Raw genomic sequence first — 19,854 nt, 5'->3', positions numbered from 1 at the left:
CGCGGGCAGAATGGGCGGATGTCCTCCCCCACGCGCGTCGCGGCGCTCGACTGCGGCACCAACTCCCTCCGCCTGCTGATCGCCGACGTGGAGGGCGGCCGCCTCCGGGACGTCCAGCGCCGCACCGAGCTCGTGCGGCTGGGCCGCGGGGTCGACCGCACCGGCCGCTTCGACCCGGCCGCGCTCGAGCGGACCCTCGCCGTCACCCGCGAGTACGCGGCCGCCGCGCAGGAGGCCGGCGCCGAGCACCTCCGCTTCGTCGCCACCTCGGCCACCCGCGACGCGGCCGACCGCGAGGACTTCCTCGCCGCCGTCGAGCGGATCCTCGGCGTCACCCCCGAGACGATCTCCGGCGAGGAGGAGGCGCGGCTCTCCTTCCGCGGCGCGGTCTCGGCCGTCGACTCCGCCCGGCCCGTGCTGGTCGTCGACCTCGGCGGCGGCTCGACCGAGCTCGTGCTCGGCGGAGCGGAGCCGGAGCAGGCGCACTCGATGGACGTCGGCAGCGTCCGCCTGACCGAGCGCCACCGCCGGGCCGCCGAACCGACGGAGGGCGAGCGCGCGGCGATGCGGGCGGACGTGGGCGCCGCGCTGGCCGCCTCCTCCGTCGACCTCTCGCAGGCCCGGAGCGTCGTCGGCGTCGCCGCGACCGTGCTCACGATCACCGCGCACGTCCTCCGCACCACCGACCGCGCCGCGCTCGAGACGTCCCTCCCCCTCTCCGACGTCCTCGCCGCCTGCGACGAGCTCGCCGCGCTGTCTCCGGAGGGGACGGCGGCCCTCCCCTGGGTCCGCCCGGGGCGCGAGGACGTGCTGGCGGCCGGCACGCTGGTCTGGGGCGAGGTCCTCCGCGCGGTCCACGAGGCGTCGCCGGCCGTCGACCGGGTCCACTCGACCGCGCACGACATCCTCGACGGCATCGCGCTCGGCCTCGCCTGACGCCCGCGCGGGTCAGGCGGTGAGGGCGCTCCCGGAGTCGCGCGGGAGCCGGGCGGCGGCGGCGAGCGGCACGAGGGTCAGCACCGCGAGGGCGAGGAAGGCGACGCGGTACGGGACGAGGCCGGGCCCGATCGCGGTGCCGACGGCGAGCGCCACCGCGCCCACCGCGACTCCGAGGCCGGCCGCGATCTGCTGCGTGGTGGCGTTGAGGGTGTTCGCGCCCGACATCCCCTCCTGCGGGACCTCGGCGAACGTGACGGTGTTGTAGGCCGTGAAGCCCGCCGAGCGGGCCACTCCGCTCAGCACCAGCAGCGCCACCACGAGCGCCACCGGAGTCGCCGGATCGAGGAACGCCATCGCCGCCATGCACGCCGCCCCGACCGCGCTCGCCGCGACCAGCACCCCGCGGAAGCCGAGGCGCCGCAGCAGCGGAGTCGTGGCCGGCTTGATCGCCAGGTTGCCGGCGAAGAGCGCCAGCACCACGGAGCCGGCCTGCACCGGGCTCCAGCCGAACGCGTCCTGGAACAGCAGCGGGAGCAGGAACGGCACCGCGTTCACGGTCGCCCGGTAGAGCGATCCGCTCGCGTTGGCGACCCGGAAGGTGCGGAAGCGGAAGGCGTCGAGCCGCACGAGCGGATTCTCGGCGCGGCGCAGGTGCCGCACGGCGAGCGCCGTCACGGCCGCGCCGACGAGCATCGGCGCCACCGCCCGCCCGTCGAGCTCGGAGTCGGTGAGGAGCCCCGCCGCTCCGACCAGCGCGCCGAGCCCGACCGCGACGAGCACCAGCCCCGTGACGTCGAGCGGGGGCGGCGCGCTCTCGGCGGTGGCGGGGACGATCCGGCGCGCGATCGCGAACGCGACGACCCCGAGGGGCAGGTTGATCAGGAAGATCCAGTGCCAGGAGGCGACGGTGGTGAGCAGCCCGCCGAGGAACGGCGCGATCACGGGGGCGACCAGTCCCGGCCAGACCAGGATCGCGATGGCGTGGATGATCCCCTCCCGCGGGGTCGCCCGCAGCACCGCGAGCCGGCCGACCGGCACCATCAGCGCGCCGCCGACGCCCTGCAGGACCCGGGCGCCGACCAGAAGCGGCAGCGTGGGGCTGAGCGCGCAGAGCAGGGAGGCGAGGGTGAAGACGGCGATCGCGCTGGTGAAGACGCGGCGCACGCCGAAGCGCTCGCTGAGCCAGCCCGAGGCCGGGATGAGGACGGCGACGGTGAGGAGGAACGCGGTGACGGTGATCGAGACCGCGGCGGAGTCGACGCCCAGGTCGGCGGCGATCGCGGGCGCGGCGGTCGTCACGATCGTGGCGTCGAGGTTCTCCATGAAGAAGCAGCCGGCGACGAGCAGCGCGAGGGAGCGGTGGCGGGGGTCCGTGCTGTCCTCCTCGGCATGGGGCTGTCGGCGGCGAGCGTAGCGCGGCGACGGCGCGGCCGCCGGGCGGGTACCGTCGCAGCATGAGCGCTGCAGCCGAGACCAGGACGATCCAACTCCGACGCTACGAGCTGATGGACGGGGTGATGGACGACTTCCTCGCCTGGTTCCCCGAGCGGATCGTGCCGGCGCGCGAGGCCCACGGCTTCCGGATCGAGTTCGCCTACGCCGACCGCGAGGTGAACGAGTTCGTCTGGGCGGTCAGCACGGCCGGCGACGCCGACGCGTTCGCCGAGGTCGAGCGGGCGTACCTGGCCTCGCCCGAGCGGGACGCCGCCTTCGCGGGCGAGCCGAAGCGCGTCGCGGTGCAGCACGTGCGGCTGGTCGAGCGGATCGTCTGACTCGGGCGGCGTCCGACCGGGGCGCCGACGGCTCCGGGCGCCGTCGGGTCCGGGCCCGTCAGCTCCGGGCGCGCCGCACGGCCGCGAGGACGCCGCGGACCACGAGCGTCCCGACCGCGATCGACCCGATCGCTCCGGTCAGGCGTGCCCAGACGTGCTTCGGCCGGTCGATCCCGGCGCGGTCGGCGGGCGAGGGGAGCGAGGCGGGCGCGAGCGTGCGGCCAGCGGCTCCCGCCTCGGCCATGTGGGCGAGCCGGCGCACGGCCTCGCGGTTGCGGATCCAGAGGAACGAGTGCATCAGCGGCTTCGGGACGAGCGTGCCCGGGCCCTTCACGGGCGCCTCGTGCATCCGCACCTTCGCGCCGCGCGCGTGCGGCTCGACCTCGACGCGCACCCGGGCCTCGCCGAGCGGCCAGCCGGCGGCCTGGATGACCATCCGGTGCGGCGGGTCCCACTCGAGGACCGTGGTGCGGTCGTCGATCACGAGCGGCCACAGGCCGAAGGAGTGGTGCAGCTGCGAGCCCACGTGCGGGAAGTCGGCGTCGACCTTCCGCATCCGCGACGCGCCGACGACCCAGCTCGGGAACAGCCAGCCGGAGGCGAGCACCGCGAAGACGGACTCGGGCGGGCAGTGGACGACGCGGGTGGTGCGGGACATCGCGGACTCCTTCGAGTGGTGGTGGGGCGCGTGGCGGCGCCGTCCCTCAGCCTGGCAGGCCGGGGGCGGCGACGGGCGCAGCGCAACGGCGGCGGCTCAGGCCGGGCGCGCCTCCGGCGACAGGTCGGGCGACTCGCGCACCCCGAACTCGTGCCGCAGCGCGCTGCGGGCGGCGTGCCAGCCGGCCATGCCGTGCACTCCCGGGCCGGGCGGGGTGGATGAGGAGCAGAGGTAGAGCCCCTTCGCGGGCGTCCGCCACGGGTCGGTCGTGGGGACCGGGCGCGAGAGCAGCTGCGCGACGCTCGCGGCGCCGGCGGCGATGTCGCCGCCCAGATAGTTCGGGTTGTAGGCCTGCATGTCGCGGGCGGTCATCGAGGAGGCGCCGATCACGCGGTCGCGGAACCCGGGGGCGAAGCGCTCGATCTGGTCGGTGATCGCCTCCTGCTGGTCGGCGGGCGAGTACCGGGGGACGTGCGTGTACGCCCAGAGGACGTGCTTGCCCTCGGGCGCCCGGGTCGGATCGACGATCGAGGGCTGCGCCACCAGCACGTAGGGGCTGCGGCTGTGCCGGCCGCGCTTCACGTCGCGCTCGGCGGCCGCGATCTCGGCGCGGCTGCCGCCCACGTGCAGCGTGCCCGCGCCGGCGAGCTCGGGGTTCGTCCACGGCACCGGCCCGTCGAGGGCGAAGTCGACCTTGGCCACGCCGTTGCCGTAGCGGAAGCGCTGGAGGGCCGCCGCGTACGCCGGGGGCAGCCGGTCCCCCGCCATCGCGAGCAGCGCCGTCGGCGTGCCGTCGACGAGCACGGCGCGGGCCGGGGGCAGCTCGGAGAGGGAGGTCACCTCGACGCCGGTCTCGATGGTGCCGCCGTGCGCCCGGAGGTCGTCGGCGAGCGCGTCGACGATCGACTGGCTGCCTCCGATCGGCACCGGCCAGCCGCGCGCGTGGGCGTAGGCGCCGAGCGCCAGGGCGGCCGCGGCCGTCGACGGGCTCGGCATCGGGCGGATCGAGTGCGCGGCGACCCCGGAGAACATCGCCGGGGCGACGTCCTCGCGGAAGCGCAGGTTCCACACCGGGGTGCCCTGCTCGAGCACCCGCAGCCCGAAGCGGATCAGCACGCTCGGGTCCGTCGGGATCCGCAGAAGCGCGTCGTTGGTGAAGCCCGCGACGCGGTCGGCCCGCTCGGAGAGAGGTCCCATCAGGGCGCGCCACGCCGCTCCGTCGCGCCCCAGCGCCTCAACCGTGCGGTCGAGGTCGCGGTAGGCGATGCCCGCGCGGCCGCCGTCGAGCGGATGCGCGTACGAGATCTCGGGGACGACCAGCTCGATGCGCCGGTCGAGCCCGAAGGCGCGGAAGAAGCCGGACGCGAGCGCCATCGGGTGCACCGCCGAGCAGACGTCGTGGTGGAAGCCGGGCAGCGTCAGCTCCGCCGTGCGCGCGCCGCCGCCGATCGTCTCGTTGCGCTCGAGCACGGTGACCGAGAGCCCGGCCCGCGCGAACGTGACCGCGGCGGCGAGGCCGTTGGGCCCCGCCCCGATGACGACGGCGTCGACCACGGTCACTTCCTCCGCAGGGCCGAGACGACGCCCGCGGCGCCGGCGGCGAGGGCCGCGGCGGCCCCCGCGTAGCTCAGGGCGCGGTGGCGGATCATCCAGATCTGGGGCGTCATGGTGTGCGCGCGGTCGCTGAAGAGGCCGCGGGCGCCGTGATCGCCGGGGACCGGCTCGTAAACGTTGTTCGGCAGCATCGGCTCCGTCTTGTCGGGGGCCTGCTGACCGTCGAAGGCGCTGCGGGCGAGGTACCAGTCCATGAAGCGCCCGGCGAAGCGGTCGCCGAGGATGGTGCCCGCGGTCGGCTCGCCGACCCAGGTGCGGCGGCGCGGCTTGTCGGCCACGTCGGCGATCGCGATCGCGCCCACCTCGGGCTCGTAGATCGGCGGCACGGGCTGCGGGTGGTGCGGCAGCTGCGACTTCACCCAGTTGAACTGGATGGTGTTGAGCGCCGGCATGTCGACCTCGGACAGGCGCACGCGGCTCTTCGCGTGCAGCAGCTCCGCGGTGACGGCCTCGGTGAAGCCTCGGGCGCCGAACTTGGAGGCGCAGTACGCGGCCTGCAGCGGGATGCCCCGGTGCGCGAGGGCGGAGCCGACCTGGATGACGTGCCCGCGGTCGCGCGGGGTCATCCGGGAGAGGGCTGCGCGGGTGCCGTTGACGAAGCCGAAGAAGTTGACGCCCACGGCGCGCTCGAAGTCGGCGGGCTCGGTCGAGAGGAACTCGCCGAAGACGCCGACCATCGCGTCGTTGACCCACAGCTCGATCGGGCCGAGCTCGGCCTCGACCCGGTCGGCCGCCGACTCGACGGCCTCGCGGTCGGCCACGTCGGTCGGGATGCCCAGCCCGCGCCGGCCCTTCTGCTCGATCTCGGCGACCGTGGCCGCCAGTCCGTCCTCGCCGCGCGCCAGCACGGCGACGTCCCAGCCGCGGGAGGCGAGCTCGCGGACCGTGGCGCGTCCGAGCCCGGCCGTGCCGCCCGTGACGACGGCGACTCCGCGGCTCATGCGCGGGCCTCGCGGGAGGAGGTCTCGAGGCGGGGGTGCTGCGTCATGGTGCGGGCTCCTTCGTGAGGGCGCGGTGTGCGTCGGGAGTCCCACGCTAGGCGGGAGCGGCGGCGCGGCGCGCGGGGTTGCGCCCGATCGGTGGAGAGCTCGGTGGATCCGCGCCCGGGGAGGAGAATCGCTCCCGACAGCTCCCGGCTCTCCTCCAGAGACCGCCGCCAGACTGACGCCCGCCCGAGCACCCTCCGACCGGATCGACGCATGACCTCTCTCCTCGACCTGAGCCTCGTCTCCGGCCCCCTCGTCGTCGCCGTCTACGTGCTCGCGATCGGAGCGCTCCTCCTCCTGCTCGCCGCCCACGTCCGCGCTCCCCGCCGCGGGCGCTCCCGGCGCGGCGGGATCGCCGTCGCGGTCCTCCTCCTGGGCCTGATCGGCGGCGCCGCCCTGGCCGCCCTCGTCGACGGGCCCGACGGCCCGTTCGGCGTCGACTTCACGCCGGTCACCCGGGTCGCGATCGGCCTGGGGATCGGCGGGCTGGGCGTCGCGCTGGTCGTCCTCGGCCATGCGATCGCCCGCCGGCGCGTGCGGGGGGTGCTCGCGTCGCTCGCCGCCGGAGTGCTCGTCGTCGCGGCGGCCGCGATGACCGTCAACATCGACTTCGGCCAGTACCCCACGGTGCGCAGCGCGCTCGGGATCAGCGCGTACTCCGACTCCTCCGTGCCGGTCGCCGCCGCGGACGGACCGCACTCGGACCTCGCGACCTGGACCGCCCCGGCCGGGATGCCCGCCGTCGGCTCGGTCTCGACGGTCGCCATCCCCGCCACCGCGTCGGGCTTCCCGGCCCGCGACGCCGTCGTCTACCTCCCGCCCGCGGCCCTCACCGCGACCCCGCCGCTGCTGCCGGTGATGATCATGCTCTCGGGGCAGCCGGGGTCGCCCTCCGATCCCCTCTCGACCGAGAAGTTCCAGCAGACCCTCGACGCCTACGCCGCCGCGCACGCCGGCCTCGCGCCGATCGTCGTGTCGCCCGACCAGCTGGGCGATCCCGACAGGAACCCGATGTGCGTCGACTCGCCGCTCGGGAAGTCGGCCACCTACCTCACCGTCGACGTCCCGAACTGGATCCGCGCCAACCTGCCGGTGCTCGGCGACGCGCAGCACTGGGCGATCGGCGGCCTCTCGCAGGGCGGGACCTGCTCGATCCAGCTCGGCGCCGGCCACCCGTCGCTCTTCGGCAACATCGTCGACGCCTCGGGCGAGCTCGCGCCGACCCTCGGCAGCGAGGCGGCGACGGTCGCGCAGGGGTTCGGCGGAGACCAGGCCGCCTACGAGGCCGCGAAGCCGGTGAACGTCCTCGCGGAGAACGCCCCCTACACCGGCACCGTCGCGATCTTCGGCGTCGGCGCCGAGGACACCTCGTTCCTCCCCGGGGCGAAGACCGTCTACGCCGCGGCCGTCGCCGCCGGCATGAGCGCCACCTACCTCGAGGTGCCGGACAGCGCCCACGACGTCACGGCGTGGTCGGCGACCTTCGACAAGGGCCTCGAGATCCTCGCCGACCGCTGGAAGCTCGTCCCCGCCTCCTGAGCGGCTCCGGGCCTCAGGCGCTCTCGACCAGCCGGACCGCCGCCTCGATCCCGCCGCTCCACGGCGCTCCGTGGCCCGGCACCACCCAGCGCGCCCCGGTGGGCAGGAGCGCCCGGAGCGACGCGAGCGCCTGCTCCGGCTCGTCGGTGAAGGGCGCGGGCTGCGGACCCGTGCGGCCGGTGAGCACGTGGCGGGTGGTCAGCCCGTCGCCGACGAAGACCGCGTCGGCCAGCGGCACGTGCACGGCGATGCTCCCCGGGGAGTGACCCGGGAGCGCGATCACGCGGGGAGCGCCCGGCAGGTCGAGCGTCTGCCCGTCGTGCACTTCGACGACCTCGGTGAGCGGCGGGACCTTCGCGATGCCCTTCCGCAGCGCGTAGGCCGCGAAGCCGAGGAGCGGCAGGACGCGCAGCCGCGGTGTCGCGGTCCTCGGCTTCGCCCCGCCCTTCGCCCGCTCGGCGTCGGCGGCGTGCACGTGGACCGGCACGCCGTGGTCGCGGCGCAGGCGCTCGGCGAAGCCCACGTGGTCGGAGTCGCCGTGGGTCAGCACGACGCCGCGCACGTCGTCGAGGGTGCGGCCCATCGCGCGCAGCTCGGCCAGGAGCTCCGGCCAGAGACCGGGCAGGCCGGCGTCGATGAGCGTGACGCCCTCGTCGGTGTGGACGAGGTGGACGGCGACGATGTCGGTGCCGATGCGGCGCAGGTGGGGTCCGAGTTCCATGATGGCTACGCTAGTTAGCCATCATGGCTACTGTCAATAGCTATACTCGGTCCATGCCCACTCCCGACCGCACCTCTCTCGAGGCGATCGTGCGCGCCGCCGGCGAGCTCCTCGAGCGCGACGGGCTCGCCGGAGTCACGATGCAGGCCGTCGCGCAGAGCGTCGGAGTCCGCGCCCCCTCCCTCTACAAGCGCGTCGAGGGGCGCGAGACGCTGATCCGCCTCGTCGCCGCGGACGCCCTGACCGTGCTCGCCGACCGCCTCGCCGACGCCCCGGACGCCGCCGCGCTCGCCGACCGCCTCCGCGCCTTCGGCCACGAGCGGCCGGCCGCGTTCCTCCTCGTGATGGCTCCCGCTCCCGGCACGCCCGTCGCCGCCCAGGAGTACCGCGACGCGGCGAGCGCCCGCCTGCTGGACCTCACCGCGCAGCTGGCGGGCGAGGAGGACGCCCTCGAGGCGGCGCGCACGCTGACCGCCTGGGCGACGGGGTTCATCGGCATGGAGATCACCGGCGCCTTCACCCTCGGCGGCGACGTGGAGAGCGCCTGGCGCTTCGGGCTGGGGCGGATCGTCTCCGCGCTCGCTCCGGCCGCGTCGCGCTGAGCGCCACCGCTCAGGCCCGGCGGAGCGCCGCCTCGTCCTCGAGGAACCGCGGACGGCACGCGACGATCCCGCTGACCAGCAGCACCGCCACTCCGGCGAACAGCAGCGCGTACGCGCCGCTCCAGTCCCCCTGCGCCTCGTAGAGCACGCCGATCAGCAGCGGACCGAGGCAGGCGAGCCCGTAGCCGAGCCCCTGCGTGGCGCCGGAGAGGGTCGAGGAGCCGGTGGTCGTCCGCGTCCGCGCGTTCACGAGCGTCAGCGTCATCGGGAACGTGCTGACGCCGAGCCCGAGGCAGACCACCCACGCCACGGCTCCCTCCAGCGGAGCGACGACGAGGCCGGCGTAGCCGACCGCGAGCAGCGCGCAGCACACCACCACAACCACGACCGGGTTGCGCATGCCCAGCGTCAGCGGCGGCACCACGAACGCGGCGGCGAGGCCGAACACCGAGAACAGCGCCAGCAGCGCCCCGCCCTGCGCCGGATCCGCGCCCGCGTCGACGAGGATCGTCGGCAGCCAGGTGATGATCCCGTAGGTGTGCAGACCGGTCATCCCGAGCATCAGCACCATCGCCCAGAGCAGCGGCGTGCGCCAGGCCCCGTCCACGCGGCCGCCGGCGGCGGCCGGAGCCGCCCCGCCTCCTCCGCGGGCCGCGAGCGCCGCCCAGAGCAGGCACGCCGCGGCCGTCATCACGGCCCAGATCCCGATCGCCCAGCGCCACCCCGCCGTCGAGGCCAGCGGCACCGCGACCAGCGGAGCGACGAACTGGCCCACCTGCAGCAGCGCCAGGTAGAGCGAGCTGACCGTCTTGATCCGCTCGGCGAAGTACCGCTTCACGATCGGCACGATGAGCACGTTCGTGGTGCCCACGCCCGCGAAGGCGACGACGGTCGAGAGCACCAGAGCGACCGGGCTCGGGCTGAGCGCGCGGAGGGCGATGCCCAGTGTGGTCACCAGCGTCGCGATCGCGAGCGTGCGCTCCAGGCCGATCCGGCGCGAGACGGCCGCGGCGACGAAGCCGAAGACGGCGAAGGAGGCGGTGACGATCGTCCCCAGCGCCCCGTAGAGCGAGGGCCCGAAGCCGAGATCGGCGCCGATCGTGTCGAGCAGCGGGCTGAAGCCGGTGACGGCGGTGCGGAGGTTCAGCGCGGTGATCGCGATGGCGGCGAGGGCCAGGAGGGCGGTGGCGCGGAGCGTCGGTGCTGCGGTCATGGAGTCCCCGATAGATAGGATGATGGGATGAATCCTGGCGAGTCTAGCCCCGCGGCGCCGTTCCAGCGCGAGAGCGTGATCGACCACGTCACGGCGCTGTTCCACGAGGAGATCCGCTCCGAGCGCTGGGCCGTCGGCGAGCGGATCCCGGTGGAGGCCGAGCTCGCCCGCTGGACCGGCGCCGGCCGCAACTCCGTCCGCGAGGCCGTCCAGGCCCTCGTGCAGGCGGGCCTCGTGCGGCGGGAGCAGGGGCGCGGCACGTTCGTCACCGCGCGCTCGCAGCTCGCCGAATCGCTGCGCCGCCGCATCCCGAGCGCCGCCCGCCGGGAGGGCCTCGAGCTGCGGTTCGCGATCGACGGGGCGACGGCCGCGCTGGCGGCCGAGCGCCGCACCGGGGAGGACGTCGCCTCCCTCCGCGCCCTGCTGGCCCGCCGGGCCCGCTCGTGGGAGGCGCCGGAGCTCGCCGAGCGGATCGCCGCGGACACCGCGCTGCACCGGGCCGTCGTCGTCGCGACCCACAACGACCTGTTCGTCGAGCTCTACGACGGCCTCACCGGCATGTTCGAGTCGGTGCTGGAGGAGGACGTCGTCGGCGAGGAGGACGTGCACGCCCGGCAGCACGCCGAGCTGGTCGAGGCGATCGCCGCGGGCGACGCCGAGGGGGCGCGGCGCCGGATCGAGGAGCTGCTCGCGCCGCTGCTGGCCGAGGCGCAGCACGACGTCTGAGGGGAATCCTCCGCGGCCGGCGGCGGACGGCACGCGCTCGCGGCCGGTTCCGTGCCGCCCGCCGAGTGGGATCAGCCCCTCGGACGACGGGTCGACCAGAGCGCCCACGCCACCAGCAGCGGCTGGAACGCGAGGCGCACGGCGCGCTTGCGGTCGGTGTCGAGGCCGAAGGCGCTCGTCCGCGTCACCCACTGCGAGACGTTGCCCGGGAAGATCGCGGTGAAGAAGGCGGCGGCCGCGGCTCCGACCAGCGGCGCCCGGCGGCGCGCGAGCACCAGGGAGGCGCCCAGGCCGATCTCCACCACGCCCGAGGCGAGCACGACCGCGTCCTTGTCCAGCGGCACCCACTCGGGCACCTGCGCCTGGAACTCCTCCCGCTTGCGGGTGAGGTGGCTCACCCCCGCGAAGAGGAGGGCGGAGCCGAGGAGCACCTTGGCGCCGGTGCGGAGGAGGGACGGGGAGGAGGATGACATGCCCTCCATCGTTCCCGATGCGGGCCGCCGCCGCCGCCGTGGCGCGGCCACTGCGCACGAACGTGCCGGTGTCGGAGGCGGCGCCTAGTCTGATCGCGTGACTGACCGCATCCTCGTCCTCACCACCGGTGGCACCGTCGACAAGGAGTACTCGCTCGCGGGCGAGCTCGAGATCGGCGCCCCGATGGTGCCGCGCCTGCTCGCCCCGGTGCTCACCACGCTCGAGTTCCGCGTCGAGGAGGTCCTCGCCAAGGACAGCCTCGAGCTCGACGACGCCGATCGGGCCCTCATCCGCGAGCGGGTGCTCGCCGCCGAGGAGGATCGGATCGTCCTCACCCACGGCACCGACACGATGACCGCGACGGCCGAGGCCCTCGGCGTCGTCCGCGATCGGGTGGTCGTCCTCACCGGCGCGATGCAGCCCGCACGGATGCTCGACAGCGATGCCGCGTTCAACCTCGGCACCGCGGTGGCCGCCGTGCAGCTGCTGCCGCCGGGCGTCTACCTCGCGATGAGCGGGCGGGTGCTGCCCGCCGGCTCCGTGGTGAAGGACCGGTCGATCGGGGTGTTCCTCCCGGCCTGAGCCGGACCAGGATCGAGGGGCGCCCGCGGACGGGCTCCCGGCCGGACCGGCGTCAGGCCTCGGCGAGCTCCGCGGTGCAGGCCGCGCAGAGCCCGAAGACGTCCACGACGTGGTGCGCGTCCGTGAAGCCGTTCTGCGACGCGACCGAGCGCGCCCACTCCTCGACCTCGTCGGCCGCGATCTCGACCGTCAGCCCGCAGCGGCGGCAGATCAGGTGGTGGTGGTGCGTGCCCGGCGTGCAGGCGCGGTAGAGACTCTCGCCCTCGGGCGACTGCAGCGAGTCGGCCTCGCCCTCCACGGCCAGGTCCGAGAGCGCGCGGTAGACCGTCGCGAGCCCGATCGGCGAGCCGGAGGCGTGCAGCGCACTGTGCAGGCCCTGGGCGCTGACGAAGTCCTCGCGACGCCCGAGAGCCTCGCGCACCGCCTCGCGCTGCCACGTGTTGCGCTTGACCACTGGACCACCTCCACTCCGCACGACCCGGGCCACGCTACCGCCCCCCGCCGACGGCGAGCCGGGAGCGCCGGACGCCCTTGCGGCCGATGATCCGGCAGACCGCGTAGATCGCGAACGAGATCGTCGTCACGTAGGGGCTGATCGGGATCGATCCGCCCAGCGCGAGCAGGATGCCGCCCACCAGCGCGCCGACGGCGAAGAGCACGCTCAGCAGCGGCACGACCACCGGCGAGGCGGAGAGGCGCAGTGCCGCGGCCGCCGGCGTCACCAGGATCGCGAGCACGAGCAGCGAGCCGACGATCTGCACCGAGACGGCGACCGCGAGGCCGAGCAGGAGCATGAACGCGATCGAGAGCGCCCGGGTGGGGATGCCGCGCGCGGCCGCCACGTCGGCGTCGACGCTCGCGAAGGTGAGGGGGCGCCAGATCAGCGCGAGACCGACGAGGACGACCACCGAGATGCCGATCAGCCACCCGAGCTGCGGGTCGTCGACCGCGACGATCTGCCCGGTGAGCAGGCCGAACTTGTTCGCGCTGCGGCCCGGGTAGAGGGCCAGGCAGAGGATGCCGATGCCGAGTCCGAAGGGCATCAGCACCGCGATGATCGAGTTGCGGTCGCGGGCGCGCGAGCCGAGCACGCCGATCAGGACCGCCGCGATCAGCGATCCGACGATCGATCCCTCGACGACGCCGACGCCCAGCAGCAGCCCCGCGGAGGCCCCCGCGAACGAGAGCTCGCTGATGCCGTGGACCGCGAACGCCATGTCGCGCGACATCACGAAGACGCCGATGAGCCCGCCGACCACTCCGAGGACCGCGCCGGCGATCACAGAGTTCATCAGGAGCGACAGCAGCGCTCCGTAGTCCGAGAAGTCGAAGATCTGCGACCAGACGTCCGTCACGACTGCCCCTCCTCGTGCTCGTGCACGTGCGAGTGGTCGGGGGCGCCGACCACGATGACCCGGCCCCGGGCGCGGATCACGTCGACGGGTGCGTCGTAGAGCTCGCTGAGCACCTCCGAGCGCAGGACCTCGTCGGGGGTGCCGATCCGGAACCGGCCGCCGGCGAGGTAGAGCACGCGGTCCACCATGCCGAGCACCGGATTCACGTCGTGCGTGACGAAGAGGACGCCGAGGTTCCGCTCGCGGCGGTGCCGGTCGATCAGCTCGCTGACCGCCCGCTGGTGGGCGAGGTCGAGCGCGATCAGCGGCTCGTCGCAGAGCAGCAGCGCCGGGTCGCCCGCGAGCGCCTGGCCGACGCGGACGCGCTGCTGCTCGCCGCCGGACAGGCTGCCGATGGGGGCGTCGGCGAAGGCGGTGGCGCCGACGGCCTCGAGCAGCGCGTCGACGGCCGCGCGCCGGGAGCGGGAGGGCAGGGGCAGGCCGAACCGGTGGCCGTCGATCCCGAGCCCGAGCAGATCGCGGGCGCGCAGCGGAGTGCCCTCGTCGGCGAGCTTCTGCTGCGGGATGTAGCCGATGCGCCGGTTGCCGCGGTGCACGGGCTCGCCGAGCACCTGCAGCTCCCCCGCGCTCAGCTGCTGCTGGCCGAGCACCGCGCGCAGGAGGCTCGTCTTGCCGGAGCCGTTCGCGCCGAGCACCGCGACGAACTCGCCGGCGCGCACGTCGAGGTCGACGCCGCTCCACAGCTCGCGGTCGCCGAAGCGAAGGCCGGCGCCGCGCAGCCGCAGCACGGACGCCGAAGGGCCCGCCTCCGGGGAGACGGGCCTGGTCGGGGAGTCGTGGCTCACTGGGAGAGGGCTCCCTCGATCGCGTCGAGGTTGGCGGTCATCCAGCCGGTGTAGTCGTCGCCCTCGGGCAGCGTCTCGGTGACGGGGACGGCCGGGATTCCGGCGGCCTTCGCGGCGTCGAGCACCGCGTCCGTCTGCGCGCCCTCGGTCTGCTCGTTGTAGATCAGCGCGTCGACGGCCTCGCCGGAGAACAGCGCCAGCGTCTCCTGGAGCGTGGTCGCGGGGACGTCGGTGCCCTCCTCGACCGCCTCGCTGAAGGCCTCGGGAGTCGCGTCGGTCAGGCCGAGCGCATCGGTCATGTACAGCGGGACGGGCTCGGTGATCGCGATGGAGCGGCCGGAGAGCGCGCCCTTCAGCTCGCCCTCGCGGGCGATCAGAGCGTCGAGCCCCTCGTCGAGGGTGGCGAGATTGGCGGAGTAGGCGGAGGCGTTGTCGGGGTCGAGCGCGGCGAGCTCGTCGCCGATCCGCCCCGCGACCTCCTTCATCACCGAGAGGTCGTACCAGACGTGCTCGTTGAACTCCGCGTGCTCGTGCCCGCCCTCCGACTCCTCCTCCTCCGCGTGGTCGTGGACGTCCTCCAGGCCGGCGATCACGGTGGCCGTGATGACGGGGGCCTCGGTGCCGGCCGCGCTGATCATGGTGTCGAGGAAGTGGTCGTAGCCGCCGCCGTTCTCGATCACGAGGGTCGCGCCGGACACCGCGAGCTGATCGCGGGCGGTGGCCTCGTACTCGTGCGGGTCCTTGTCCGGGCTGTCGATGATGCTGGTCACCTCGACCAGGTCGCCGCCGATGCTCGAGACGAGGTCGCCGTAGACGTTCGTCGACGCGACGACCTTCACGGGTCCGCCCGCGGCGGCGGCGGAGGAGCTGTCGGAGGCGCTGCCCGCTCCGGAGCAGCCGCTCAGGGCGAGCGCGGTGCCGCCGAGGAGGGCGGTGAGGGCGAGGAGGCGGGTCTTCACGGTGAGCCGATCTGGGTCAGGGGCCGGGCGGGTGCCCCCACGCTAACGGCTATTGATAACGATTGTCAAAATCGTGCAGAGGCGCCCGCCGGTCATCCGCGGACACACGCGGACACGGGGCGACACGCGCCTCGCTCCGGACACCTCGCCCCTGGCACAGTCGCTGCACACCGCCCCCGACGAGACGAGGACACCGTGACCACCACCGCACCCACGACCGCCGGCGCCGACGCCGCGACGACGATCGGCGCCGCCGCCGAGCACTGGTCGGCCGCACCCCGGCCCGACTCCCCTGACGCCTGGCTCGTCCGCGCCGAGGAGGTCGCCGCCGTGCTCGCGACCGACGCCCTCGAGCGCGACCGCGCCGGCGCCGCCCCCTTCGCCGAGGTCGCCCTGTTCAAGGCGGCCGGCCTCGTCACGCTGCTCGGGCCCGCCGAGCACGGCGGCGGTGCCCAGGAGTGGACCACCGCCCTCCGCGTCGTCCGCACCGTCGCGCGCGGCGACGGCTCGATCGGCCAGCTGCTCGGCTACCACTACCTCTGGGCCTGGGCGGCCCGCCTCGTGGGGACCCCTGAGCAGATCATCGCGGTCGAGCAGCTCGCGACCGAGGGGGACCTCCTCTACGGAGGCGCGGTGAACCCGCGCGACTCCGACCTCACCGTGCGGGAGGAGGGCGACGAGCTGGTCTTCACCGGCCGCAAGTCGTTCTCGACCGGCGGCGTGGTCAGCGACCTGACCGTGCTCGAGGGGGTGCTCGAGGGGACGGACACCCACCTCTTCGCGATCGTCCCCACCGCTCAGGAGGGGATCGTCTTCGGCCGCGACTGGGACAGCCTCGGCCAGCGGCTCACCGAGTCCGGCTCCGTCGAGATCCGCGGCGTCCGCGTGCCGTGGGCGGCCGCGGCCGGCTTCGTCGACAGGGTCTACCGTCCGCTCGTCTACAACACCCTCAACGTGCCCGTCATCCAGCAGGTCTTCGCCGAGTTCTACCTCGGCATCGCGCAGGGAGCTCTCGAGCGCGCGGCGCAGTACACCCGCGAGCGCACCCGGGCCTGGCCGTACGGCGGCGACGACAAGGAGCGCGCCGGCGACGAGTGGTACGTGCTCGAGGGATACGGCGACCTGCAGTCCCGGCTCTGGGCCGACGAGGCGCTGATCGACGCGACGGGGGCCGCGCTCTCGGCCGCGCTGCACGCTCCGCGCGAGGAGCTGACGCCTCGGCGCCGCGGCGAGATCGCCGTGCGGATCGCCGCGGCCAAGGCGCGGATCGTGGAGGACGGCCTCGCGACGGCGACCCGCGTCTTCGAGCTGACCGGCGCCCGCGCCTCCGCGAGCTCGGTCGGACTCGACCTCTACTGGCGGAACCTCCGCACCCACTCCCTGCACGATCCGCTGCCCTACAAGCGCCGCGAGGTCGGCGTCTTCGCCCTGCTCGACACCGTCCCCGAGCCCAGCTGGTACACCTGATCGGCCGCGGGGCGCGTCCTGCTCCGGCGGCGCGCCCCGCCCGCACGCCGCCCCGGCGTCGATCCGCGACAGGCCGGAGCGGAGCCCCGGGGTAGCGTGAGGGCCGAGCGGAGGGAGGACCGTGGCCGTCACGCTGCACGACGTCGCCCGCGCCGCCGACGTCTCGATCAAGACCGTCTCGAATGTGATCAACGACTATCCGCACGTGCGCCCGGCCACCCGCTCCCGGGTGCAGGCGGCCATCGCGCAGCTGGGCTACCGCCCCAACCTCTCCGCGCGGAGCCTGCGCCGCGGCCGCACCGGCGTGATCGGCCTCGCCCTGCCGGAGCTGAGCCTCCCCTACTTCGCCGAGCTCGCCGACAGCGTGATGCGCGCCGCCGACGAGCGCGGCCTGACGGTGCTGATCGAGCAGACCGGCGGCGACCCCGAGCGCGAGCGGAGCGTCCTGGCGAGCGAGCGCCGGCAGCTCACCGACGGCCTGCTCTTCAGCCCGCTGGGCCTCGCCGACGAGGACGCACTCGCGGTCGGCTTCCCCCTGGTGCTGCTCGGCGAGCGGATCTTCACCGGGCTGGTCGACCACGTCACCATGCAGAACACCGCGGCGGCGCACGCGGCCACCGCGCACCTGCTCGCCTCCGGAAGGCGCCGGATCGTGGTGCTCGGGACGCACCCCGACGCCGCGGTCAGCTCGGCGTCGCTCCGCCTCGAGGGCTACCGCGCCGCGCTCGCCGAGGCCGGCATCGCCTACGACGAGCGGATGATCGGCGTCTCTGGCCCGTGGCGGCGCTCCGGCGGCGCCGAGGCGATGCGCCGCGTGCTCGCCTCCGGGCTCGACTTCGACGCCGTGTTCGCACTCAACGACACCCTCGCGCTCGGCGCGGTCCGCGCGCTCCAGGAGGCGGGGGTCCGCGTGCCCGAGGAGGTGGCGGTGATCGGCTTCGACGACATCGACGAGGCGGGCTACTCCTCCCCCAGCCTCTCCACCGTGGACTCGGGGCGCGACGAGATCGCGCGCACCGCGGTCGAGGTGCTGCAGGCCCGGATCGAGGGCACCCGCACCGGCCCCGGGACGCTCCACGAGGCGGCGTTCACCGTGGTCGCCCGGGAGTCGACCGCGGGCCGGCCGATCGCGGAGGACCCGCCGGTCGGCCGGGCGTCGGCCGGGGCCTAGGCGCAGGTCCCGCTGCCGCAGATCTCGCGGCGGATCCACGCTCCCGCGTCCGCGACGGCCAGCTCGCCGCGGCGGAGGAGCCGACTCCACTCCACGGCCCGCGTCGTCAGCCGGTCGTCGGCCGAGCCGCGGACGTCGCCGCCGACGGTCCGGAGGAACAGGTGCGCGAGCGGGCCGCCGAGGTACAGCGTGGCGCCCGCGACGCCGGCGAAGTGGCGGGCCTGGCCGCGGGTGCCGTCGTCGTAGGGGCGGCGGAAGCCCTTCCCCCGGACCCGGTTGCGGCCGCCGTGCGCCAGGTCGAGAGCGCCGAGCGGGGCGCTGCGGATGCCGGCGACGTCCTTCGCGACGGCCGCGAGGAACGCGCGCGGGCGGGGATGCGACGCCGCGAGGGCGTCGGCGCGGTCGGCGAGCTCGGAGCAGGCGTCGGTGACGGCATCGGAGGAGGGCACCCGCCCAGTCGAGCACAGGTGCGCTGAGCGGCGGCGGGGAGACGCGACGCCCGAAGAGGTCTGCCGCCGTCGGCAGCGGCGAGCAGCGAGGCAGGAGGGGGCCGGTGCCGCTCTTGACAGCGGCCGAGCCGGGGCGGACCATCGTGTACAACGTTAGAAAGACCGCTCGCCGCCGAGCCGCTGCGGGAGCCCGAAGCCCGAAAGGCCCTCATGACCGACGCCCCCGCCGCCACCGCGCGCATCAGCCTCGACCCCGCCGCGGTCGTCGCCCCCGTCACTCCGCGCCTCTTCGGCTCGTTCGTCGAGCACCTCGGCCGCTGCGTGTACGACGGCATCTACGAGCCCGGCCACCCCGCCTCGAACGAGGACGGGTTCCGCCTCGACGTGGTCGAGCTGGTCAAGGAGCTGGGCACCACGACGATCCGCTACCCCGGCGGCAACTTCGTCTCGGGCTACCGCTGGGAGGACGGCGTCGGCCCGCGCTCCGAGCGCCCCCGCCGCCGCGACCTGGCCTGGCACTCGCTGGAGACCAACGAGGTCGGGCTGGACGACTTCGCGAAGTGGGCGGAGCTGACCGGCAGCGAGATCATGTACGCCGTCAACCTCGGCACCCGCGGCGTCCTCGAGGCGCTCGACGTCCTCGAGTACGCCAACGGACCGGCCGGCACCGCTCTCGCCGACCAGCGCATCGCCAACGGCGGGACCGAGCCCTACGACATCCGCATGTGGTGCCTCGGGAACGAGATGGACGGCCCCTGGCAGGTCGGCCACATGAGCGCCGACGACTACGGCAAGCTCGCCTCCCGCACCGCCAAGGCCCTCAAGATCGCCGACCCCTCGCTCGAGCTGGTCGTCTGCGGCTCGTCGAGCTCGTCGATGCCGACCTTCGGCGAGTGGGAGCGCGTGGTCCTCGAGCACGCGTACGACGACGTCGAGTACGTCTCGTGCCACGCCTACTACCAGGAGTACGACGGAGACCTCGGCTCCTTCCTCGCCTCCTCCCTCGACATGGAGTACTTCATCGCGACCGTCGCGGCGACCGTGGACCACGTGAAGTTCAAGCTCAAGAAAACGAAGGACATCAAGCTCTCCTTCGACGAGTGGAACGTCTGGTACCTCGAGGAGTGGCAGGCCAAGGAGAAGGCCGACGCCGAGGGCGACCAGAGCACCCGCGAGTGGGCCTACGCCCCGCGCCTGCTCGAGGACGTCTACTCCGTCGCCGACGCCGTCGTCCTCGGCAACCTGATGATCACGCTGCTGAAGAACTCCGACCGGGTCACCTCCGCCTCCCTCGCGCAGCTCGTCAACGTGATCGCGCCGATCATGACCGAGCCGGGCGGAGCCGCCTGGCGCCAGACCACGTTCTTCCCGTTCTCGACCACTGCACGCCTGGCCTCCGGCTCGGTGCTGCGCCCCCGGATCGACGCGGGGACTTACTCGACCGCCCGCCACGGCGACGCTCCGCTCATCGACTCCGTCGCCACCGTCGACGAGGGCCGCGCGGCCGTCTTCCTGGTGAACCGGTCGCAGACGGAGCCGATCGAGGTCACCGTCGACGTCAGCGGCCTCGGAGTCTCGAGCATCGCGGAGGCGCTGGCCCTGTTCGACGAGGACCCCTACGCGAAGAACACGCGTGACGACCAGAACCGCGTGCGCCTGCGCGAGGCCCCGGCGACGCTCGAGGACGGCGTGCTGACGCTGACCCTCCCGCCCGTCTCGTGGACGGCGGTCGCGCTCACGGCGTAGCGACGTCCGACCCGCGGGACCGCGTCCGGCCTCCCG

The 19,854-nt window shown here is 74.5% G+C and carries 21 protein-coding genes; 9 read left to right on the top strand and 12 right to left on the bottom strand.

The window, feature by feature from the left end:
- Window positions 1–18: 18 nt before the first annotated feature.
- Window positions 19–936 carry an exopolyphosphatase gene (locus GTU71_RS14975; RefSeq protein WP_159940812.1) on the top strand — a complete coding sequence of 306 codons (918 nt, stop codon included), beginning with the start codon at window positions 19–21 and terminating at the stop codon, window positions 934–936.
- Between the two features lie 12 nt (window positions 937–948).
- On the opposite strand, the gene GTU71_RS14970 is transcribed toward GTU71_RS14975, so the two are convergent.
- Window positions 949–2,286: an MFS transporter gene (locus tag GTU71_RS14970; protein WP_279631248.1), complete on the bottom strand. Its 1,338-nt coding sequence runs from the start codon at window positions 2,284–2,286 to the stop codon at window positions 949–951.
- A gap of 107 nt (window positions 2,287–2,393) precedes the next feature.
- Here GTU71_RS14970 and GTU71_RS14965 point away from each other — a divergent pair, with 107 nt between their 5' ends.
- Complete coding sequence (locus tag GTU71_RS14965) at window positions 2,394–2,711, top strand: NIPSNAP family protein (RefSeq protein WP_104224531.1); 318 nt, start codon at window positions 2,394–2,396, stop codon at window positions 2,709–2,711.
- A gap of 58 nt (window positions 2,712–2,769) precedes the next feature.
- On the opposite strand, the gene GTU71_RS14960 is transcribed toward GTU71_RS14965, so the two are convergent.
- The 3 genes from GTU71_RS14960 to GTU71_RS14950 form a co-directional block, all read right to left on the bottom strand.
- Window positions 2,770–3,369 carry an SRPBCC domain-containing protein gene (locus GTU71_RS14960; RefSeq protein WP_159940808.1) on the bottom strand — a complete coding sequence of 200 codons (600 nt, stop codon included), beginning with the start codon at window positions 3,367–3,369 and terminating at the stop codon, window positions 2,770–2,772.
- A 96-nt stretch (window positions 3,370–3,465) separates the two neighbouring features.
- Window positions 3,466–4,929 carry an NAD(P)/FAD-dependent oxidoreductase gene (locus GTU71_RS14955; RefSeq protein WP_159940806.1) on the bottom strand — a complete coding sequence of 488 codons (1,464 nt, stop codon included), beginning with the start codon at window positions 4,927–4,929 and terminating at the stop codon, window positions 3,466–3,468.
- On the bottom strand, window positions 4,926–5,924 hold the full coding sequence (locus GTU71_RS14950) for an SDR family oxidoreductase (RefSeq protein WP_104233564.1): 999 nt from the start codon (window positions 5,922–5,924) through the stop codon (window positions 4,926–4,928). Before GTU71_RS14950 ends, GTU71_RS14955 begins: the two co-directional genes overlap by 4 nt.
- A 258-nt stretch (window positions 5,925–6,182) precedes the next feature.
- Between GTU71_RS14950 and GTU71_RS14945 the strand changes: the two genes are divergently transcribed.
- The gene (locus GTU71_RS14945) at window positions 6,183–7,508 is read left to right on the top strand and encodes an alpha/beta hydrolase-fold protein (RefSeq protein ID WP_104346400.1); all 1,326 of its coding nucleotides are present in this window, start codon (window positions 6,183–6,185) and stop codon (window positions 7,506–7,508) included.
- A 13-nt stretch (window positions 7,509–7,521) separates the two neighbouring features.
- On the opposite strand, the gene GTU71_RS14940 is transcribed toward GTU71_RS14945, so the two are convergent.
- Complete coding sequence (locus GTU71_RS14940) at window positions 7,522–8,229, bottom strand: MBL fold metallo-hydrolase (RefSeq protein WP_159940803.1); 708 nt, start codon at window positions 8,227–8,229, stop codon at window positions 7,522–7,524.
- Between the two features lie 53 nt (window positions 8,230–8,282).
- Here GTU71_RS14940 and GTU71_RS14935 point away from each other — a divergent pair, with 53 nt between their 5' ends.
- Entirely contained in the window at window positions 8,283–8,831 is a 549-nt protein-coding gene (locus tag GTU71_RS14935) for a TetR/AcrR family transcriptional regulator (RefSeq protein WP_104329417.1), read from the top strand.
- Between the two features lie 10 nt (window positions 8,832–8,841).
- On the opposite strand, the gene GTU71_RS14930 is transcribed toward GTU71_RS14935, so the two are convergent.
- On the bottom strand, window positions 8,842–10,044 hold the full coding sequence (locus GTU71_RS14930; protein ID WP_104256448.1) for an MFS transporter: 1,203 nt from the start codon (window positions 10,042–10,044) through the stop codon (window positions 8,842–8,844).
- Window positions 10,045–10,071: 27 nt separating this feature from the next.
- Here GTU71_RS14930 and GTU71_RS14925 point away from each other — a divergent pair, with 27 nt between their 5' ends.
- A complete protein-coding gene (locus GTU71_RS14925) occupies window positions 10,072–10,770 on the top strand; it encodes an FCD domain-containing protein (RefSeq protein WP_159940801.1) in 699 nt (232 codons plus the stop codon).
- 71 nt (window positions 10,771–10,841) lie between these two features.
- Here the strand turns inward: GTU71_RS14925 and GTU71_RS14920 are convergent, their stop codons facing one another.
- Complete coding sequence (locus GTU71_RS14920; RefSeq protein ID WP_159940799.1) at window positions 10,842–11,243, bottom strand: hypothetical protein; 402 nt, start codon at window positions 11,241–11,243, stop codon at window positions 10,842–10,844.
- Between the two features lie 97 nt (window positions 11,244–11,340).
- On the opposite strand from GTU71_RS14920, the gene GTU71_RS14915 reads away from it, so the two are divergent.
- Complete coding sequence (locus GTU71_RS14915) at window positions 11,341–11,826, top strand: asparaginase domain-containing protein (protein ID WP_104224541.1); 486 nt, start codon at window positions 11,341–11,343, stop codon at window positions 11,824–11,826.
- Window positions 11,827–11,878: 52 nt separating this feature from the next.
- Here the strand turns inward: GTU71_RS14915 and GTU71_RS14910 are convergent, their stop codons facing one another.
- From GTU71_RS14910 to GTU71_RS14895, 4 genes are read right to left on the bottom strand one after another with little or no spacing between them, the layout of a single operon-like run.
- Entirely contained in the window at window positions 11,879–12,280 is a 402-nt protein-coding gene (locus GTU71_RS14910; RefSeq protein WP_104238381.1) for a transcriptional repressor, read from the bottom strand.
- Between the two features lie 34 nt (window positions 12,281–12,314).
- Window positions 12,315–13,118 carry a metal ABC transporter permease gene (locus GTU71_RS14905; protein WP_104224551.1) on the bottom strand — a complete coding sequence of 268 codons (804 nt, stop codon included), beginning with the start codon at window positions 13,116–13,118 and terminating at the stop codon, window positions 12,315–12,317.
- A gap of 59 nt (window positions 13,119–13,177) precedes the next feature.
- Window positions 13,178–14,026 carry an ABC transporter ATP-binding protein gene (locus GTU71_RS14900; protein ID WP_104227225.1) on the bottom strand — a complete coding sequence of 283 codons (849 nt, stop codon included), beginning with the start codon at window positions 14,024–14,026 and terminating at the stop codon, window positions 13,178–13,180.
- Complete coding sequence (locus tag GTU71_RS14895) at window positions 14,023–14,985, bottom strand: zinc ABC transporter substrate-binding protein (RefSeq protein WP_104336138.1); 963 nt, start codon at window positions 14,983–14,985, stop codon at window positions 14,023–14,025. The genes GTU71_RS14900 and GTU71_RS14895 overlap by 4 nt, the downstream gene beginning before the upstream one ends.
- Before the next feature lie 195 nt (window positions 14,986–15,180).
- On the opposite strand from GTU71_RS14895, the gene GTU71_RS14890 reads away from it, so the two are divergent.
- Both GTU71_RS14890 and GTU71_RS14885 read left to right on the top strand, forming a co-directional pair.
- Window positions 15,181–16,452, top strand: a complete 1,272-nt coding sequence (locus GTU71_RS14890) for an acyl-CoA dehydrogenase family protein (protein WP_244230580.1) — start codon at window positions 15,181–15,183, stop codon at window positions 16,450–16,452.
- Window positions 16,453–16,573: 121 nt separating this feature from the next.
- Window positions 16,574–17,623 (top strand): LacI family DNA-binding transcriptional regulator, encoded by a 1,050-nt coding sequence (locus GTU71_RS14885; protein WP_159940797.1) that lies wholly within the window; start codon window positions 16,574–16,576, stop codon window positions 17,621–17,623.
- Here GTU71_RS14885 and GTU71_RS14880 read toward each other — a convergent pair.
- Window positions 17,620–18,072 carry a hypothetical protein gene (locus tag GTU71_RS14880; RefSeq protein ID WP_104224546.1) on the bottom strand — a complete coding sequence of 151 codons (453 nt, stop codon included), beginning with the start codon at window positions 18,070–18,072 and terminating at the stop codon, window positions 17,620–17,622. The genes GTU71_RS14885 and GTU71_RS14880 overlap by 4 nt on opposite strands.
- Window positions 18,073–18,282: 210 nt before the next feature.
- Here GTU71_RS14880 and GTU71_RS14875 point away from each other — a divergent pair, with 210 nt between their 5' ends.
- Window positions 18,283–19,818 carry an alpha-N-arabinofuranosidase gene (locus tag GTU71_RS14875; RefSeq protein WP_104349050.1) on the top strand — a complete coding sequence of 512 codons (1,536 nt, stop codon included), beginning with the start codon at window positions 18,283–18,285 and terminating at the stop codon, window positions 19,816–19,818.
- Window positions 19,819–19,854: the final 36 nt, after the last annotated feature.

It is taken from the genome of Rathayibacter sp. VKM Ac-2762, assembly GCF_009866585.1.
GTDB lineage: Bacteria > Actinomycetota > Actinomycetes > Actinomycetales > Microbacteriaceae > Rathayibacter.
Note: the sequence above shows the minus strand (reverse complement) of the source record. Positions and strands in the feature narration are given on the sequence as shown.

Coding starts and splice junctions, on each gene's coding strand:
- GTU71_RS14975 (WP_159940812.1), top strand. CDS start 19: ATGTCCTCCCCCACGCGCGTCGCGGCGCTCGACTGCGGCACCAACTCC.
- GTU71_RS14875 (WP_104349050.1), top strand. CDS start 18,283: ATGACCGACGCCCCCGCCGCCACCGCGCGCATCAGCCTCGACCCCGCC.
- GTU71_RS14945 (WP_104346400.1), top strand. CDS start 6,183: ATGACCTCTCTCCTCGACCTGAGCCTCGTCTCCGGCCCCCTCGTCGTC.
- GTU71_RS14960 (WP_159940808.1), bottom strand. CDS start 3,369: ATGTCCCGCACCACCCGCGTCGTCCACTGCCCGCCCGAGTCCGTCTTC.
- GTU71_RS14965 (WP_104224531.1), top strand. CDS start 2,394: ATGAGCGCTGCAGCCGAGACCAGGACGATCCAACTCCGACGCTACGAG.
- GTU71_RS14935 (WP_104329417.1), top strand. CDS start 8,283: ATGCCCACTCCCGACCGCACCTCTCTCGAGGCGATCGTGCGCGCCGCC.
- GTU71_RS14920 (WP_159940799.1), bottom strand. CDS start 11,243: ATGTCATCCTCCTCCCCGTCCCTCCTCCGCACCGGCGCCAAGGTGCTC.
- GTU71_RS14925 (WP_159940801.1), top strand. CDS start 10,072: ATGAATCCTGGCGAGTCTAGCCCCGCGGCGCCGTTCCAGCGCGAGAGC.
- GTU71_RS14930 (WP_104256448.1), bottom strand. CDS start 10,044: ATGACCGCAGCACCGACGCTCCGCGCCACCGCCCTCCTGGCCCTCGCC.
- GTU71_RS14905 (WP_104224551.1), bottom strand. CDS start 13,118: ATGAACTCTGTGATCGCCGGCGCGGTCCTCGGAGTGGTCGGCGGGCTC.
- GTU71_RS14940 (WP_159940803.1), bottom strand. CDS start 8,229: ATGGAACTCGGACCCCACCTGCGCCGCATCGGCACCGACATCGTCGCC.
- GTU71_RS14950 (WP_104233564.1), bottom strand. CDS start 5,924: ATGAGCCGCGGAGTCGCCGTCGTCACGGGCGGCACGGCCGGGCTCGGA.